This is a genomic window from Pseudomonas sp. 2024-210, assembly GCF_045062345.1.
Lineage (GTDB): Bacteria > Pseudomonadota > Gammaproteobacteria > Pseudomonadales > Pseudomonadaceae > Aquipseudomonas.
On the sequence record NZ_JBJGEJ010000002.1, the window covers coordinates 149,043 to 166,035 of the forward strand.

Consider the following 16,993-nt stretch of genomic DNA (forward strand, 5'->3'; position numbering starts at 1 on the left):
GAGCTATCAAAACTCTCGCAACGCCCTAACCTTTTCCCGGAGTGAGAGGGGACTGATCGGTGGCGTTGCGCACATCTGTTTTTGACTTTAGCCCCCTCTCCCTCTGGGAGAGGGTTGGGGTGAGGGTCTTCAGCGCGAGCTATCAAAACTCTCGCAACGCCCTAACCTTTTCCCGGAGTGAGAGGGGACTGATCGGTGGCGTTGCGCACATCTGTTTTTGACTTTAGCCCCCTCTCCCTCTGGGAGAGGGTTGGGGTGAGGGTCATCAGCGCCAGCCATCAAAACTCCCGCAAGCACACATCATCAATGACGGCCTTGCCCATGTCGCACAAATAGTGCGAAGCCCAGGCATGACGCTCGCTGTCTTTGCCGCGCGCTGCATCAAGAGCGAGCTTCTTGGCGCAATACAACAACGCAGACACCTGCTCCAGCGCCTGACGCAAAGGCACATTGGGGTTAACGCGAAAAAGGTCGATGTTGTCTTCGCCGCAGGGGCCAAAGGTAACGGCGCCGAGGGTGGTGATCGGGGGGAGGGTCGTCATCAAGCGTGCTCCTAAAGTAATTAAGAGCTGCCACTTTGGTTCTCAGGCAAAAAGGTGGCAGCCGTGTGCGGGCTGAGAAAACGGGACAATAGGAACCCGACAGGCTCGAAAGCCTCCCGCACACAGCCGCCATAACTCGGTAATGGCCAGTGATAAGGCAATTATTGTTCTCGGATTCTCAAGTCCGGTCACTGTTTTTTTCAGCGACGGTGCACAGTACGCCCGTCCCTTAAATTCAGAAGTCGTCCATTGCCGCTATTCGCGTAGGAGGCAGCGTTTTTGTGTGCGCGCATCTCCATTCGCGCCTCATACAAATCACTCAACAAAAAATCCACCGACCTACAAAGACTCCGGACTCAGCTGATTTCGGCAAGTTTTTTATGCCGATAACGTGCGGCGCTCTCCCCCAGGAAAGCGTCACATAGCCAGTCAGAAAGGAGTCACTAAAGGGAATTATGGGATAGGCAACTGAATAGCAGGGTGGGAAATACACGACCTCAGGGCTGCGCTCAAAAATAGAAATATCAAAAAATATCTGTGAGGTGAGTGATGGGCTTAACAGTCGAACTTTCATGGTATGACAAAAAAACAGAATTTATTGTTGAAGACGAAAGTTCTGAAGATTTTGGTAACGATGCCACTATCGTTGAGGCGCTAAACCTATCAACAGAACATGATGTCAATAACGGTTGCTTTGATGTGGGTCGTGAATGGCTCACAACATTGCAGCCATTGTTTGTGCACCGCATAGACTTAAATGAGTTCGACTACCAAGTTTCGTTTAGATATAAAGATTAACGCTTGATGAAATATCGGGTAGACCGGCATGTGATTGTGGGTGTGGCTCAAAATGAAAAAGCGTTGCGTCCTTCCAACTAGCGGTAGAACTATCGCTGTCGGACCTCACATTGGTTATGGGTTGGGAAGAAGATGAAGATTGTCTTTATGACTATCGACTGACAGCCAAACAAATTTCAGCGCTTGAAAAATAGTGTTCTTTCGAACTTCCGAAAGATCTTGATCTTTATCTGACGTGTAATAGTTGAAAAACAATTGCTACATGCAATAAGCGGGTGACAGGCGCTGGTAAAACCAGCGCCTGTCACACACCTCAGTTACTGATTGCCAAAATACTCGCCTGATACGAGGCCACAAACAGGTCGAAATCGCCCTGTTCGTTTTGCTCGGTATCGATTTGTTCTTGCACAGACGTGCGCGCCTTTTCTTCGAACGCCGCCTGCTCTTCTGCACTCAACGGCTCACTGCGAAAGTATTCGGCATGGGCCAGGCTTTGACGCATCGAGAACTGAGCGAAGCTTTCTTTATGCTCGGTCATGCTGGCCAATACTTTGGCGGACGGTGTCAGGGACACATCCTTGACCTTGGCCAATTGCTCGTCCAACGCTTTGCTATGCGCATCGCCGCCGTGGCTCTGGTCAAGCAAGGCCGCCAGTGGCGCAATCTGCTCCAGCAGTTCTGCCGCCCACTCCTTCATATCGACCGCCTGGCCGTCGCGTTGCAGTTGCAGGCCCGGACGGCGACCTTCTTTGACCACGCTCGCGAAGTTCGAGGTGCAACTGCTGCACTCAGCGTTATCAAACTGCGGGCTGTCATTGAATGCGCAGTACAGCAGGAACGCATCCAGAAAACGCGACTCGGGCAGATCGATGCCGACGGGCAGGAACGGGTTGATGTCCAGCAAGCGCACTTCAACGTACTGCACCCCACGGGCCACCAACGCCTGAATCGGCCGCTCGCCCGTGTAGGTCACGCGCTTGGGCCGTATGTTGGAGTAGTACTCATTTTCGATTTGAAGAATGTTGGTGTTCAGTTGCACCCACTCGCCATCTTTATGCGTGCCGATTTCGACGTAGGGCGGGTAGGGCGTTGCCACCGCCTTGCGCAGGCTGTCAGTGTAGCTGTCGAGGGTGTTGTAGCACGGCGTCAGTCCGGCCTGGGCGTTGCTCTGGTAGCCCAGGTCACTCATGCGCAGGCTGGTGGCGTATGGCAGGTACAGCGTGTCGGCGTCGAATTGTTCCAACTGGTGAGCACGGCCGCGTAAGAATCCGGCGTCCAGCGCTGGCGACGCGCCAAACAGGTACATCAACAGCCAGCTGTGACGGCGGAAGTTACGAATCAAGGCGATGTAGGCATCCGACTGATAGTCGCGGTCGGTGCCGACAAACCCTTCGGCCTCTTTGAGCACCGGCCACAGCGCTTCAGGCAGGCTGAAGTTGTAGTGAATGCCGGCAATGCACTGCATGGTTTTGCCGTAACGCAGGGCCAGGCCTTTGCGATACACGTACTTGAGCTGGCCGATATTGGACGTGCCGTAGTAGGCAATCGGGATGTCTTCTTCGGCCGGCAACGGGCACGGCATCGAAGGGCTCCACAGGAACTCGTTGCCGAGTTTGCTGTAGGCAAAACGGTGAATCTTGTCGAGGCTGGCCAGCGTCTCTGCCGGGTCACGCAGGGCCGGGGTGATGAACTCCAGCAGCGACTCGGAATAGTCGGTCGTGATTTGGTCGTTGGTCAGGGCCGAGCCCAGTGCTTCAGGGTGTGGCGTTTGCGCCAAGCGGGCGTCGCCGGTCACGCGCAGGCATTCGCGCTCGATTCCGTGCAGGCACTGCTCAAGTAAAGAGAGGTTGGCGCGCTCACCGAGCAGAGCCAGGCGGCGGTTGAGAAGTTGGCTCAAGTTGGATTCCTTCACGCGTCAGTCGCCCCAATATGGGGGTGGTCAGGACGGTCTACAAGGGTGAAGTTGAAACTGGCGTGGTCGCCTGGTTTATGTCGGCAACGCTCAGTCCCGTTCCTGTTTCGGCTCGCGGCGCTCTAAGCGCATTTCGGCACTCTACACGTGCCGAAATTAACTCAAATGGCAGGTGGCCGCTACAGCACAGCGAACGTGCCTTGCGCTTTTGCGACGAGTTTGTCGCCTTGCAGTACATCGGCTTCGACGACCAGCGTACGCCGGCCGGGGTGTATGACGGTGGCGATGCACACCACTTCGCCTTCAGACACCGCCCGGAGGTAGTTGATCTTGCACTCAAGGGTCACGCTCTGCTGGTCAAAGCCATGGACGCTGGAACAGGCCAGCCCCATGCTGATGTCGACCAGACTGAACAACACACCGCCATGCAGTTTGCCACCCCGGTTGCGCAGCTGTGGCTCAAGGCTCAGCGCCACGTGCGCGACGCCGTCTTGCACAGACTGCACGCGGCAACCGATCAATTCGCTGAACGCGCTTTGGGTCAGGCCGTCCGGGAGCGCCATTAGCGTTTCTTCAGCTGTTTGGCGTTGGCAAACAACGAGGCCATCGCATTATTGGCCGGGGCTGCGGTCACGGTTTCTTTACGCTGTGCGCTGTTTTGCTGACGCGGTGCCGAACCCGGGCGAGCACCTCGCGCGCCGTCGATTTTCTCGCCGGGCGTGTCGCTCATGCGCATCGACAGGCCGACGCGTTTACGCGGGATGTCGACTTCCATCACCTTGACCTTGACCACGTCACCGGCTTTCACGGCTTCACGCGGGTCTTTGATGAATTTCTCGGACAAGGCCGAGATATGCACCAAACCATCCTGATGCACGCCAATATCGACGAAGGCACCGAAGTTGGTCACGTTGGTCACCACCCCTTCCAGAATCATGCCCAGTTGCAAGTCTTTGAGGTCTTCGACGCCTTCCTGGAACTCGGCGGTCTTGAACTCGGGACGTGGGTCGCGACCTGGTTTTTCCAACTCTTGAAGGATGTCAGTGACGGTCGGCAGGCCGAAGGTTTCGTCGGTGAAGGTCTTGGGGTCAAGGCGCTTGAGGAAGCTCGCGTCGCCAATCAGCGAGCGAATGTCGCGACCGGTGTCCGAGGCAATGCGTTTAACCAGCGGGTAGGCTTCAGGGTGAACCGCCGAGGCGTCCAGCGGGTTATCGCCATTCATGACGCGCAGGAAGCCGGCAGCCTGTTCGAACGTTTTTTCGCCCAGACGGCTGACTTTTTTCAGCGCCGCACGGGTTTTGAAGGCCCCGTTTTCATCGCGATGGGTGACGATGTTGTGTGCCAGGGTGGCATTGAGGCCCGAAATGCGGGCCAGCAAGGCCGCCGAGGCCGTGTTCACGTCTACGCCCACGGCGTTTACGCAGTCCTCGACCACCGCGTCCAGACCCCGTGCCAGCTTGAGCTGGGACACGTCGTGTTGGTATTGGCCGACACCGATGGATTTAGGGTCGATTTTCACCAGCTCCGCTAGCGGGTCTTGCAGGCGACGGGCAATGGACACGGCGCCGCGAATCGAAACGTCCAGATCCGGGAATTCCTTGGCTGCCAGTTCCGAGGCCGAATACACCGAGGCGCCCGCTTCAGACACCATGACTTTGGTGACTTTCAGGGCCGGGTATTTCTTCATCAGGTCGATCACCAGCTTGTCACTTTCGCGACTGGCGGTGCCGTTACCGATGGCGATCAGGTCAACCGAGTGCTTGGCGCACAGGGCCGCCATGATCGAAAGGGTCTGGTCCCATTTGTTGTGCGGCACGTGCGGGTACACGGTGGCGTGTTCGAGCAGTTTGCCGGTGGCGTCGACCACGGCGATCTTGCAGCCGGTACGCAGGCCCGGGTCCAGGCCCAGGGTGGCCCGCGGGCCAGCAGGGGCGGCCAGCAGCAGGTCGTGCAGGTTGTGAGCGAAGACGTTGATGGCTTCGGTTTCAGCCGCGTCGCGCAGCTCACCCAGCAGGTCAGTTTCGAGGTGGGTGTAGAGCTTGACCTTCCAGGTCCAGCGCACCACTTCGCCCAGCCATTTGTCGGCGGGCCGGTTTTGATTTTCCAGGCCGAAGCGCTGGGCGATCATCATTTCGCCAGGGTGCATCGTGCCGGGCAGTTCCTCACCGACTTTGAGCGATGAACTGAGAATACCTTCGTTGCGACCGCGAAAAATCGCCAATGCGCGGTGCGAAGGCATGCTTTTGAGCGGCTCGTCGTGTTCGAAGTAGTCGCGGAACTTGGCGCCTTCTTCTTCTTTACCGGCAATGACGCGGGCGCTGAGCACGGCTTCCTGCTTGAGGAAACTGCGCAATTTGTCCAGCAGGCTGGCGTCCTCGGCGAAGCGCTCCATCAGGATGTACTTGGCGCCGTCGAGGGCCGCCTTGACGTCAGCCACGCCTTTTTCAGCATCGACGAAACGGGCGGCTTCGGTTTCTGGGTTCAGGGTCGGATCGTTGAACAGGCCATCGGCCAACTCGCCCAGGCCCGCTTCCAGGGCAATCTGACCCTTGGTGCGACGCTTCTGTTTGTAGGGCAGGTACAAGTCTTCGAGGCGGGTTTTGGTCTCGGCCAGTTTGATGTCGCGGGCAAGCTCGGGGGTCAGCTTGCCTTGTTCTTCGATGCTGGCAAGAATGCTGATACGCCGTTCATCGAGTTCTCGCAGGTAGCGCAGGCGTTCTTCCAGATGACGTAACTGGGTGTCATCCAGGCTGCCGGTCACTTCCTTACGGTAGCGGGAGATGAAGGGTACGGTGGAGCCTTCATCCAGAAGAGCGACGGCCGCTTCGACCTGCTGCGGGCGCACGCCAAGTTCTTCGGCGATGCGGCTGTTGATGCTGTCCATAAAACCACCTGACAAATTGTGAAGCAGGCTCGCAGGCCCGGGCTTGAAGGCTTGCGAGGCTGGTTGAGCGGCTTGAAGAGCGCCGCTACCTGGGCCAAAAGGGCAGCCTGTTGACCCGCGAAATCAGCACATTACGCCCGCACTTGAAAAAATAATGTCGGGCGCAATCTTTGGAGAATCCAGGGTTGCCAGAGACAAAAGGCGGCGCATTATAACCAGCGTTCCCGGATTCAGGGCACTGCGCACTGTAGCCATACAGAGAGGCATACTGTTAGCAGAGGAAAAATCTGCTAACAATGCACACCATGCGTACGGCAGCAGCTAAGCCATAATGCGCGCCGAGATCACAGGAGCTACTAAATGAGCAGCATTGCACAGCCAGCCGAAGGCGAAAAAATTCTCATCGTTGATGACGATCCGGGGCTCAACAGCCTGCTGGAGCGTTTCTTCACCAGCAAGGGCTACCGCGCTCGCGCTGTGCCAAACACTGAGCAGATGGACCGCTTGCTGGCGCGTGAGGTCTTCAACCTGATCGTTCTCGACCTGATGCTGCCCGGTGAAGACGGGCTCTCTGCCTGCCGCCGCTTGCGTGCCGCGAACAATCAGATCCCGATCATCATGCTGACGGCCAAAGGTGATGAACTGAGCCGTATCAAAGGTCTGGAACTGGGCGCGGACGACTATCTGGCCAAACCTTTCAACCCTGATGAACTGATGGCGCGCGTCAAGGCTGTATTGCGTCGTCAGGCAGCGCCGGTGCCTGGCGCGCCGGGCAGCGAAGATGAAAGCGTGACCTTCGGTGATTACGAGTTGTCCTTGGCCACCCGCGAGCTCAAGCGTGGCGATGAAGTGCATATGCTCACAACCGGTGAGTTTGCTGTGCTTAAGGCGTTGGTCATGCATGCCCGTGAGCCATTAACGCGCGACAAGCTGATGAACCTGGCTCGGGGTCGTGAGTGGGATGCGCTGGAGCGTTCAATCGACGTTCAAATCTCCCGCCTGCGCCGCATGATTGAACCGGACCCGTCCAAACCCCGCTACATCCAGACTGTCTGGGGTGTAGGTTATGTGTTTGTGCCGGATGGCAACGCGACCAAATAAGCCATCATTTGTAGGAGCGAGCCTGGCAAACATCTGAGTACTGCCAAGGCTCGCGATTTCAAACTGTGCGAGTCTTGGAACTCGCTCCTGCAAAGTGTAAAGACGTATGAAAACCCCGCTGTGGTTCCCCCAAAGTTTTTTCTCCCGCACCCTCTGGTTGGTACTGATTGTCGTCCTGTTCTCCAAGGCGCTGACACTGGTTTATCTGTTGATGAACGAAGACATGCTGGTGGACCGTCAATACAGCCACGGGGTGGCCCTGACGCTGCGCGCCTACTGGGCGGCCGATGAGGAAAACCGCAGCAAGATTGCCGATGCCGCCGGGTTGATTCGTGTGGTCGGTGGCGGTGTGCCTGAAGGCGAGCAGCATTGGCCCTACAGTGAAATCTATGAGCGGCAGATGCAGGCGGAACTGGGGGCCGATACCGAAGTTCGTTTGCGCATGCATGCTCCGCCAGCGCTTTGGGTTCGCGCCCCGAGCCTGGGCGACGGTTGGCTAAAAGTGCCCTTGTACCCGCACCCGTTACGCGGCCAGAAAATCTGGAGTGTGTTGGGTTGGTTCCTGGCCATTGGTTTGCTGTCGACCGCGTCAGCCTGGATTTTCGTCAGTCAACTCAATCAGCCGCTCAAACGTCTGGTGTATGCCGCCCGGCAACTTGGGCAGGGGCGCAGTGTGCGATTACCAATCAGTGATACACCGAGTGAAATGACCGAGGTGTACAGCGCTTTCAACCAAATGGCCGAAGACGTTGAACAGGCAGGGCGTGAGCGGGAGCTGATGCTGGCAGGCGTGTCTCATGACTTGCGCACACCGCTTACGCGCTTGCGCCTGTCATTGGAGCTGATGGGTAATCACAGTGACCTGACTGACGATATGGTGCGCGACATTGAGGACATGGACGCCATTCTTGATCAGTTCCTGGCCTTTATTCGAGACGGGCGCGATGAGCCGGTGGAAGAAGTCGACTTGGGAGAGTTGATTCGCGAAGTGGTGTCGCCCTATAACCAGAACGAAGAGCAAGTGCGTTTACGCTTGCAGCCGATCCAGCCGTTTGCGTTGCGTCGGGTATCGATGAAGCGCCTGCTCAACAATTTGATCGGCAATGCGCTGCACCATGCGGGCGGTGACGTTGAAGTCGCAGCCTATGTCTCGGGCGACAGCAGTGCGCCGTATGTGGTGTTAAGTGTGATGGACCGTGGGCCGGGTATAGACCCGTCCGAACTTGAAGACATCTTCAACCCGTTTATTCGCGGTGATCGCGCGCGGGGCGGCAAAGGAACAGGTTTGGGCCTGGCGATCGTCAAACGAATCGCCTCCATGCACGGCGGCAATGTTGAATTGCGCAACCGTGCCGGTGGTGGCCTTGAAGCCCGGGTGCGCTTGCCGCTGGGGCTGATGTTGCCAAGAGGGGCGGTTTAGCAGCGCCCCTGTAGCCGCTGCCGCAGGCTGCGTCCGGCGGCGAAGCCGTCGTAAAACCTGAATGTGTGTAAACAGTGCACTCTGGTTTTACGTCGACTTCGTCGACCATCGCAGCCTTCGGCAGCTGCTACAGGGACGATTAGCCCTTGCCTTTGGTACGGGTCATATTCGGGCCGCTGTTTTTTTCCAGATGCTCAATGATGATCCCGGCCACATTCTTGCCCGTGGTGGTTTCGATACCTTCCAGCCCTGGCGATGAATTGACCTCCAGCACCAACGGCCCGTGGTTGGAGCGCAAGATGTCCACACCCGCCACGCTCAACCCCATGACCTTGGCTGCACGAATGGCCGTCATGCGCTCTTCCGGGGTGATCTTGATCAGGCTGGCGCTACCGCCACGGTGCAGGTTGGAACGAAATTCTCCTGGTTTGGCCTGACGCTTCATGGCCGCAATGACCTTGTCACCCACCACGAAGCAGCGAATATCGGCGCCGCCGGCTTCCTTGATGTATTCCTGCACCATGATGTTTTGCTTAAGGCCCATGAAGGCTTCAATGACTGACTCGGCTGCTGTCGCGGTTTCGCACAGCACAACACCAATGCCTTGTGTGCCTTCCAGCACCTTGATCACCAGCGGTGCGCCGTTGACCATTTCGATCAGGTCGGGAATATCGTCTGGCGAGTGGGCAAAGCCGGTGACCGGCAAGCCCAGCCCGCGTCGCGACAGCAGTTGCAGCGAGCGCAGTTTGTCCCGCGAGCGGGCAATGGCCACCGACTCGTTGAGCGGGAAAACGCCCATCATTTCGAATTGACGCAGTACCGCGCAGCCATAGAAGGTGACGGACGCGCCGATACGCGGGATAACGGCGTCGAAGCCTTCCAGCGGCTTGCCGCGGTAATGGATCTGCGGCTTATGACTGGCAATGTTCATATAGGCGCGCAGGGTATCGATCACTACCATTTCATGGCCTCGTTCTGTACCGGCTTCAACCAGACGACGAGTGGAATACAGACGCGGGTTACGCGACAGCACAGCGATCTTCATGCAACACCTGTGGCAGAGGTAGTAGTGACCGGAAATACCGGCTTGTCTTGTACATATTTAAGCGCCGGGTTGACGACCAGTGTGCCATCAATCAGGGCTTTGGAGCCTAGCAGCAGGCGGTAACGCATGGACTTGCGGCAGGCGAGGGTGAACTCGACGGGCCACACTCGATCGCCCAGCGCCAGGCCGGTGCGAATCACATAACGAACCTGTGTATGACCGTTGGAGCTTTTAATGGTTTTAATCGCCACCAAAGGCGCTTCACAACGGCGATGGCGCAGTTGTACCAGCGTGCCCAAATGGGCATTGAAACGTACCCACTCGACACCGTCGCGCACAAAGGGCTCGATTTCAGTGGCATGCAGGCTGGAGGTACTGGCACCGGTGTCGATTTTCGCCCGCAGGCCAACGACTCCCAAATCGGGAAGCGCCACCCACTCGCGCAGACCGACAACGGTCAGATGATCAAAAGTCTTCAATAGTAGTAACCGGCGATTAACGTATACAGGCCGCGGGAGGACCCCGAGGCAACGCTTAAAGAGCGTAGGGGTGGTATTCACGCAGAATATCGAGCAAATGGCGAACGTTATCTGCGAGCCAGGCGTGCTGACTGAACAGCTCAGTTTGAGCAGGCGTGCATTCTATCGGAGAGTCACGTTTATCAGCTCATCGAAAACGGTAGTACAGTTCTGATTATTTAAATGAAGAGGGGTTCAAATGGCGCAAAAAACTGAAGAGGACGACAAGGTTCGTCTGGACAAATGGTTATGGGCAGCCCGCTTCTTCAAGACCCGCGCCCTGGCCAAAGCCGCGATTGAAAGTGGCAAGGTTCACTGCCGCGGTGAGCGTTGCAAACCGAGCAAAGAGCCGCACATAGGCGACGAGTTGCAGATTCGAATCGGTCTGGAAGAGCGCACTGTCGAGGTTAAAGCCCTGAGTGTGGTGCGCCGTGGTGCCCCAGAGGCTCAAGCCCTGTACGCCGAAACCGAGCACAGTATTGCCAAGCGCGAAAACGCGGCGGCCCTGCGTAAATCAGGCGCGATGGGCATTGTCAGTGATGGCAAGCCGACCAAAAAGCAACGCCGTCAGTTGCATCAGTTTCATGGGTCCGGTGGTGAGGATTAAACGGGTTTGGAGGGCTGACTAAACGTTTTCGCCTGAACCGTATGTCGATTGCCGGCGCGTCCTGCCTTGTAACTGTCTGTGTGTGACGCCATATAAATCCATTAGACTCGAACCCGTTTAGTCACCTTTTTCAGAACCTAATTCCTATGTCCATGTTTCCGAAAACCGATTTCACCCAGCGTTTCATCTTCGACAACAGCGATACTCGCGGTGAGCTGGCTTCGCTGGATCACAGTTATGCTGAAGTGCTGGCCAAGCACGCTTATCCAGAGCCGGTGCAGCAACTGCTGGGTGAGCTGATGGCTGCCGCTGCGTTGCTGGTGGGCAGCCTGAAGTTTGACGGCCTGATGAGCCTGCAAGCCCGCTCAGAAGGCCCAGTGCCCTTGCTGATGATCGAATGTACCAGCGATCGCGAAATTCGCGGGCTGGCCCGGTTCAATGCTGAGCAGATTACCCCTGACGCCACCTTGGCTGACCTGATGCCCAACGGTGTATTGGCCATCACTATTGATCCGGCGGTGGGCAAGCGTTACCAGGGCATTGTCGATCTGGACGGTGAAACCCTGTCCGACTGCTTCACTAATTACTTTGTGATGTCTCATCAAGTGCCGACCCGTTTCTGGCTCGCCGCTGATGGCAAGCGTGCCCGCGGCATGTTGTTGCAGCAATTACCGGCTGAAGTCATCAAGGACGAAGACGATCGCGCTGAAAGCTGGCAGCGCCTGAACATGCTAGGCGATACCCTCAAAGTCGAGGAGTTGCTGGGTCTGGACAACGAAACCATTTTGGTTCGCCTGTTCCACGAAGAAGAGCTGCGCGTTTTCCCCGACGAGCTCATCGAGTTCAAGTGCAGTTGCTCTCGCGAACGCTCGGGTAATGCACTGACAAGTCTGGGCCATGAAGATGCGCTCAATCTGGTCGCCGAACACGATGGCCACATCGAAATCGACTGCCAGTTCTGCAACGAGCGGTATCTGTTTGATGCCGCCGACGTTGACCAACTGTTCGCTGGCGCCGGTGTTGAGTCACCCTCCGACACTCATCACTAAAACGTTTCAGCCAAGGTAAATCCCCTGTCAAACCCCGCGATTGCGCGGTTCTGACAGGTGGGCCCTACTTTTTTTGGGCTTTTCTGGCATAATCCGCCCCACTTTTTTCGCGGTAGTAGTGCAAACTTTTCTACTACAAAACGTTTGGCGCAATCGGCCAATGGCCGACGGGGAACCTCATGACGCAAGCTAATAAAGCCGTGTACACCGATCTGAGCATCGACGATCTGGTCAAAGAAGCGCTGAACCGTGGTGAAGGCGAGCTTGCCGACAATGGCGCACTGGTTGTTGAAACGGGTCACCGTACCGGTCGTTCACCTGCTGACCGCTTCATCGTTGAAGAGCCGACCACTCAGGCCGCAATCGCCTGGGGCCCGATCAACCGCAAGTTCCCGGCTGACAAGTTCGATGCCCTGTGGGACCGCGTCGAGGCGTTCAACAACGCGCAAGAGCATTTCGTTTCCCATGTGCATGTAGGTGCTTCCGAAGACCACTACCTGGCCGTGAAAATGACCACTCAGACTGCCTGGCAGAATCTGTTCGGTCGTTGCTTGTTCATCAACCCGGCCCAGTACAACCCGGCCGGTCGCGAAGAGTGGCAAGTGCTCAATGTGGCCAACTTTGAGTGCGTGCCTGAGCGTGATGGCACCAACTCTGACGGTTGCGTGATCATCAACTTCGCCCAGAAAAAAGTGCTGATCGCCGGCATGCGTTACGCCGGTGAAATGAAAAAAGCCATGTTCTCGGTACAGAACTTCCTGTTGCCTGCGGCGGACGTACTGCCGATGCACTGCGCTGCCAACATCGGCGAAGAAGGCGACGTGACCCTGTTCTTCGGTCTGTCCGGCACCGGTAAAACCACCCTGTCCGCTGATGAAAGCCGTTACCTGATTGGTGATGACGAACACGGTTGGGGCGAAGGTGTGGTGTTCAACATTGAAGGGGGTTGCTATGCCAAGTGCATCGACCTGTCCGAGAAGAACGAGCCGGTTATCTGGAAAGCCATCAAGCACGGCGCCGTGCTGGAAAACGTGGTTCTCGACGACGCCAAACACCCTGACTATGCCGATGTCAGCCTGACCCAGAACAGCCGTGCGGCATACCCGCTGGAGCACGTTGCCAAGCGTTCCGAGAAGAACCTGGGCGGCGAGCCTAACGCGGTGATCTTCCTGACCTGCGACCTGACGGGCGTACTGCCACCTGTGTCGATCCTCAGCGAAGAACAAGCCGCTTACCACTTCCTGTCGGGTTACACCGCGTTGGTGGGTTCGACTGAAATGGGTTCGGGCAGCGGTATCAAGTCGACGTTCTCTACCTGCTTCGGCGCGCCATTCTTCCCGCGTCCGGCGGGCGAATACGCTGAGCTGCTGATCAAGCGTATCCGTGGTTTCGGCTCTAAGGTTTATCTGGTTAACACCGGCTGGACTGGCGGTGGCTACGGCGTGGGCAAGCGTTTCAACATCCCGACCACCCGTGCAGTGATTGCAGCGATCCAGAGCGGCGCGCTGATTGGCGCAGAAACCGAGCACCTGGACATCATCAACCTGGACGTGCCGAAGGCCGTTCCGGGTGTTGATACCGTATTGCTCAACCCACGCAACACGTGGGAAGACAAAGCGGCCTACGACGAAGCGGCCAAGGCCTTGGCTGGCCTGTTTGTCGAGAACTTTAAGAAGTTCGACGTCAGCGACGCGATCAAGGCCGCTGGCCCTAAGGCTTAAACCTTAGGTCACTGTCTTGATTCACAAAAAAGCCGCCTGACAGGGCGGCTTTTTTGTACCTGCGATTCAACCTTCCAGTGCTTGGGTATCCCAATTCCCGGCGTTGATGGCTTGATACAACATGCCAATGGTGAGCGGCACTTTACCCTCACGACCTTTGGCTTTGCGCTTGAGGTGCGGGTCGTTTCCCGCAGGCTGGAAATAGCGATACGCATCGTAATCCGCCAGCGCCAGGCCAAAGTGCTGTTCAAGCGTTTCCATCAGGTGCTGGGCATCGCTGCCATTGCAGCCCAGGTCCAGGTTGATGGCTGTTTGCAGGCTGACGGTCTTGTGCTCAGGTAGACCGATTTCCTCATGCAGCACCTGCATGAGTTCGCGCAAGGTGAGGGTGTCAGGCAGGTTGGCGGCGAGTTTCATCAGGTTGTATTCCTGTCCATGTGTGGATAGTCAATGATCTATAGATGGTGGGTGTTTAAAACAGTGCCTTTAAAGGTGCTTTTAAGAGTGCTATTTTAACTGTCTGTTGACCCCTTTAGCGTGTACTGGTTCGCGTCTGTCGCCAAAACCTACACGCCTGACAGATCGGTCACCCCTTAGATAAAGGCATGAGGCCCTACCATGACATTCGCCATGCTCGCTAAAGTTGCAGCGTCGGTAACAGATTTAAAGAAAGACCCTATGGGAACCTATCGCGAAAGCGGCGGCGATCCGATGGTCATACTCAACCGTAACGAACCCGCTTTTTATATCCTTTCTCCGGAGCGCTATGAATTGATGCTCGAAATAATTGATGACGTTGAACTGGCAAGGCTAGTCAATGAAAGGCGAGGCAACCCTACTGTCAAGGTCGACATAGATGAGCTTATCGCCGCCGCCGAAAAAAACTGAAGGGGATGCAGAGGGGATCAACACCTATTCCCTAGAGTTTGTCATTGAAGCAAAAAAGGAACTGACAAAGCTGGATAAGACACTCCAAGTCCAGCTGTTGAAAAAACTCAAGTCGCGTCTTTCATCGCCGCGAGTACCCTCAGCCAAGCTGCGCAACATGCCTGACTGTTACAAGATCAAACTGCGAGCCAGCGGGGTGAGGCTGGTGTATGAAGTCGTTGATCAGCGCCTGGTCGTTCTGGTGTTGGGAGTCGGCAGGCGTGACGATTGCGCCGTCTACCTGTTAGCCAGCAAGCGCCTTCAATAACCTTGCCCCCTCGGCCCTGTATCATCCCCCCTCACTATGCCCCGACCTTTTCTCGATCTGTTGCAAACCCTCGCGTTAGCGCTCGGCGTTTTGTAGCAATCAACGGAGTGACAGCGATGTACAACACCCTGGAACAGGTTTTCGGCTTTACCCAGTTTCGCGCCGGGCAAGAGGCCGTTGTCAGTGCCGTGCTGGCCGGGCGTTCGGCGGCGGCTATTTTCCCGACAGGTTCGGGCAAATCGTTGTGCTACCAGTTATCTGCCCTGATGTTGCCGCACCTGACGCTGGTGGTGTCGCCCCTGTTAGCGCTGATGCAGGATCAGCTGGCGTTTTTGCAGCGTCACGGCATTGCCGCAGCGAGTATCGATTCGGCGCAAAGCCGTGAAGATGCCAGCGCGGTCATGGCCAAGGCCAAGGCCGGCGAGTTGAAGATTTTGATGATTTCGGTCGAGCGGCTGAAGAACGAGCGCTTCCGTAACTTTTTACAACAAGTGCCCATTTCATTGCTGGTGGTGGATGAAGCGCACTGTATTTCCGAGTGGGGCCATAATTTTCGCCCGGACTACCTGAAGCTTCCCGATTACCAGCGTCAGTTCAATATCCCGCAAGCGTTGCTGCTGACCGCCACCGCAACCCCTAATGTCATTGCAGACATGCAGACCAAGTTCGCCATCGCCGAGGCAGATGTCATTACCACCGGGTTCTATCGCGCCAACCTCAACCTGTGGGTTGAACCGGTGACCGGCGCGGCCAAGCGCGCGCGTCTGGTGCAGTGGATGGGCGAGCGCATCGGTCAGCCGAGTATCGTGTACGTCACTCTGCAAAAAACCGCCGAGCAGATCGCCGAACACCTCAGCCAACACGGTATTAGCGCGAACGCCTACCATGCCGGCATGCCCCACGATCAGCGTGAAAACATTCAACGCCAGTTTATGGAGGGGCGATTGAACTGCATCGTCGCCACGATCGCGTTCGGGATGGGCATCGATAAAAGTGATATCCGCAACGTGGTGCATTTCGACTTGCCCAAGTCGATTGAAAACTACAGTCAGGAAATCGGCCGCGCCGGGCGCGATGGTCAACCTTCAGACTGTTTGGTGCTGGCCAACCGTGACAGCCTCAATGTGCTGGAAAACTTTGTGTACGGCGACACGCCCGAACTGCAAGGCATCCGCTACGTGCTGGACGAGTTAAGTGCGGCGATCCCTGAAGGGCAGTGGGAGTTCATGCTGCTGCCGCTTTCGGACAAGAGCAATATCCGTCAGCTACCGCTCAAAACCTTGTTGGTGCAACTGGAACTGCGCGGGCTGATTGCCCCGCGTTATGCCTACTTCGCCGAATACCGTTTCAAGTTTCTGATTGAGCCCGAGGCGTTGCTGGCTCGTTTTGAGGGTGAGCGTCAGCAGTTTGTGTCGGCCATCATTCAGACCTCCACGCGGGCTCGTACCTGGGCCACGGTGAATTTTGACGCGCTGTATAACCAGCATCAGGCCGACCGCAATCGGGTGGTCAAGGCGCTGGATTATTTCCAGGAAAAGGGCTGGATCGAGCTGGAAAGCAAACAGATGACCGAGGTGTATAGCCTGCTGGTGTCGCAGTTTGATGCCGAGGCGCTGAGCCTGGAGCTTCATCACTATTTCAGCGCTCACGAGCGCGGCGAGATAGTGCGTATTCACGCCATGTTGGCCCTGTTTGCCAGTGACTACTGCCTCAGTTATCGGCTGGCGCAGTACTTTGGCGACGAGCAGGCTCCGCAGCAGTGTGGTCATTGCTCGGTGTGCGCCGGTCAGGTGGCGCAGTTGCCTGAGCCGCCCCCGTTAACGCCGCTTGTGGATAAAAACTTCGAAGCCCTGTGTGGCGCTTTTATCCACAGGCATCAGGAATACGCAGCAAGTTATCCCCCGGCAGAACGCTTGACCCGTTTTCTATGCGGGATCAGCGTCCCGATGTTCACCAAAATGAAAGCGCGTGCCATTGCGGGCTTCGCCGCACTGGAAAACTATCCCTATGCCGATGTTCGGCAGTGGGTCGAACAACACTCCAGGCGCTAATCCAACAACTCGCGTCGCACGCTTTTTTCATCGGCATTGGCCTCAACGCGCGTCAGGCGGCCATCGGTGTTCACTGCGATTCGCACAAAGAAGACAGACATCGGCAGCTCCTTGCTTGTGCTTTGTATATACATATACGCACGTTTGCCT

16 protein-coding genes are annotated in these 16,993 nt (G+C 56.7%); 9 read left to right on the top strand and 7 right to left on the bottom strand.

Annotation, left to right across the window (positions count from 1 at the left end):
- Positions 1 to 278: 278 nt before the first annotated feature.
- On the bottom strand, positions 279 to 542 hold the full coding sequence (locus tag ACI7MX_RS03355) for a DUF3077 domain-containing protein (RefSeq protein ID WP_324833904.1): 264 nt from the start codon (positions 540 to 542) through the stop codon (positions 279 to 281).
- 549 nt (positions 543 to 1,091) lie between these two features.
- On the opposite strand from ACI7MX_RS03355, the gene ACI7MX_RS03360 reads away from it, so the two are divergent.
- On the top strand, positions 1,092 to 1,340 hold the full coding sequence (locus ACI7MX_RS03360) for a colicin E3-like toxin immunity protein (RefSeq protein WP_405584867.1): 249 nt from the start codon (positions 1,092 to 1,094) through the stop codon (positions 1,338 to 1,340).
- A gap of 313 nt (positions 1,341 to 1,653) precedes the next feature.
- On the opposite strand, the gene gshA is transcribed toward ACI7MX_RS03360, so the two are convergent.
- The 3 genes from gshA to ACI7MX_RS03375 form a co-directional block, all read right to left on the bottom strand.
- A complete protein-coding gene (gshA, locus tag ACI7MX_RS03365; protein ID WP_405584870.1) occupies positions 1,654 to 3,237 on the bottom strand; it encodes a glutamate--cysteine ligase in 1,584 nt (527 codons plus the stop codon).
- A gap of 194 nt (positions 3,238 to 3,431) precedes the next feature.
- Positions 3,432 to 3,815 (bottom strand): PaaI family thioesterase, encoded by a 384-nt coding sequence (locus tag ACI7MX_RS03370; protein ID WP_405584873.1) that lies wholly within the window; start codon positions 3,813 to 3,815, stop codon positions 3,432 to 3,434.
- On the bottom strand, positions 3,815 to 6,136 hold the full coding sequence (locus ACI7MX_RS03375; RefSeq protein WP_405584876.1) for a Tex family protein: 2,322 nt from the start codon (positions 6,134 to 6,136) through the stop codon (positions 3,815 to 3,817). Before ACI7MX_RS03375 ends, ACI7MX_RS03370 begins: the two co-directional genes overlap by 1 nt.
- 360 nt (positions 6,137 to 6,496) lie before the next feature.
- On the opposite strand from ACI7MX_RS03375, the gene ompR reads away from it, so the two are divergent.
- Both ompR and ACI7MX_RS03385 read left to right on the top strand, forming a co-directional pair.
- Positions 6,497 to 7,237: a two-component system response regulator OmpR gene (ompR, locus tag ACI7MX_RS03380; protein ID WP_314492810.1), complete on the top strand. Its 741-nt coding sequence runs from the start codon at positions 6,497 to 6,499 to the stop codon at positions 7,235 to 7,237.
- A 106-nt stretch (positions 7,238 to 7,343) separates the two neighbouring features.
- On the top strand, positions 7,344 to 8,657 hold the full coding sequence (locus ACI7MX_RS03385) for an ATP-binding protein (protein ID WP_314492814.1): 1,314 nt from the start codon (positions 7,344 to 7,346) through the stop codon (positions 8,655 to 8,657).
- 139 nt (positions 8,658 to 8,796) lie between these two features.
- Here ACI7MX_RS03385 and rimK read toward each other — a convergent pair whose 3' ends face one another.
- Together rimK and ACI7MX_RS03395 are read right to left on the bottom strand one after the other, a co-directional pair.
- On the bottom strand, positions 8,797 to 9,702 hold the full coding sequence (rimK, locus tag ACI7MX_RS03390; protein WP_048364596.1) for a 30S ribosomal protein S6--L-glutamate ligase: 906 nt from the start codon (positions 9,700 to 9,702) through the stop codon (positions 8,797 to 8,799).
- On the bottom strand, positions 9,699 to 10,148 hold the full coding sequence (locus tag ACI7MX_RS03395; RefSeq protein ID WP_199751013.1) for an ATP-dependent zinc protease: 450 nt from the start codon (positions 10,146 to 10,148) through the stop codon (positions 9,699 to 9,701). Before ACI7MX_RS03395 ends, rimK begins: the two co-directional genes overlap by 4 nt.
- 271 nt (positions 10,149 to 10,419) lie before the next feature.
- Between ACI7MX_RS03395 and ACI7MX_RS03400 the strand changes: the two genes are divergently transcribed.
- From ACI7MX_RS03400 to ACI7MX_RS03410, 3 genes are all read left to right on the top strand, one after another.
- A complete protein-coding gene (locus ACI7MX_RS03400) occupies positions 10,420 to 10,827 on the top strand; it encodes an RNA-binding S4 domain-containing protein (protein WP_405584882.1) in 408 nt (135 codons plus the stop codon).
- A gap of 146 nt (positions 10,828 to 10,973) precedes the next feature.
- Positions 10,974 to 11,876, top strand: a complete 903-nt coding sequence (hslO, locus tag ACI7MX_RS03405; RefSeq protein ID WP_405584885.1) for an Hsp33 family molecular chaperone HslO — start codon at positions 10,974 to 10,976, stop codon at positions 11,874 to 11,876.
- Positions 11,877 to 12,055: 179 nt separating this feature from the next.
- Positions 12,056 to 13,597 carry a phosphoenolpyruvate carboxykinase gene (locus ACI7MX_RS03410; RefSeq protein ID WP_405584888.1) on the top strand — a complete coding sequence of 514 codons (1,542 nt, stop codon included), beginning with the start codon at positions 12,056 to 12,058 and terminating at the stop codon, positions 13,595 to 13,597.
- A 66-nt stretch (positions 13,598 to 13,663) separates the two neighbouring features.
- Here ACI7MX_RS03410 and ACI7MX_RS03415 read toward each other — a convergent pair whose 3' ends face one another.
- Positions 13,664 to 14,014, bottom strand: coding sequence for a DUF1493 family protein (locus tag ACI7MX_RS03415; protein ID WP_405584891.1), 351 nt, complete (start codon positions 14,012 to 14,014; stop codon positions 13,664 to 13,666).
- A gap of 201 nt (positions 14,015 to 14,215) precedes the next feature.
- Between ACI7MX_RS03415 and ACI7MX_RS03420 the strand changes: the two genes are divergently transcribed.
- The 3 genes from ACI7MX_RS03420 (at position 14,216) to ACI7MX_RS03430 (ending at position 16,843) form a co-directional block, all read left to right on the top strand.
- Positions 14,216 to 14,485: a type II toxin-antitoxin system Phd/YefM family antitoxin gene (locus ACI7MX_RS03420; protein ID WP_199751012.1), complete on the top strand. Its 270-nt coding sequence runs from the start codon at positions 14,216 to 14,218 to the stop codon at positions 14,483 to 14,485.
- Positions 14,454 to 14,792 (top strand): type II toxin-antitoxin system RelE/ParE family toxin, encoded by a 339-nt coding sequence (locus ACI7MX_RS03425; protein ID WP_405584896.1) that lies wholly within the window; start codon positions 14,454 to 14,456, stop codon positions 14,790 to 14,792. Before ACI7MX_RS03420 ends, ACI7MX_RS03425 begins: the two co-directional genes overlap by 32 nt.
- A gap of 116 nt (positions 14,793 to 14,908) precedes the next feature.
- On the top strand, positions 14,909 to 16,843 hold the full coding sequence (locus tag ACI7MX_RS03430; protein WP_405584899.1) for an ATP-dependent DNA helicase RecQ: 1,935 nt from the start codon (positions 14,909 to 14,911) through the stop codon (positions 16,841 to 16,843).
- Positions 16,844 to 16,993: the final 150 nt, after the last annotated feature.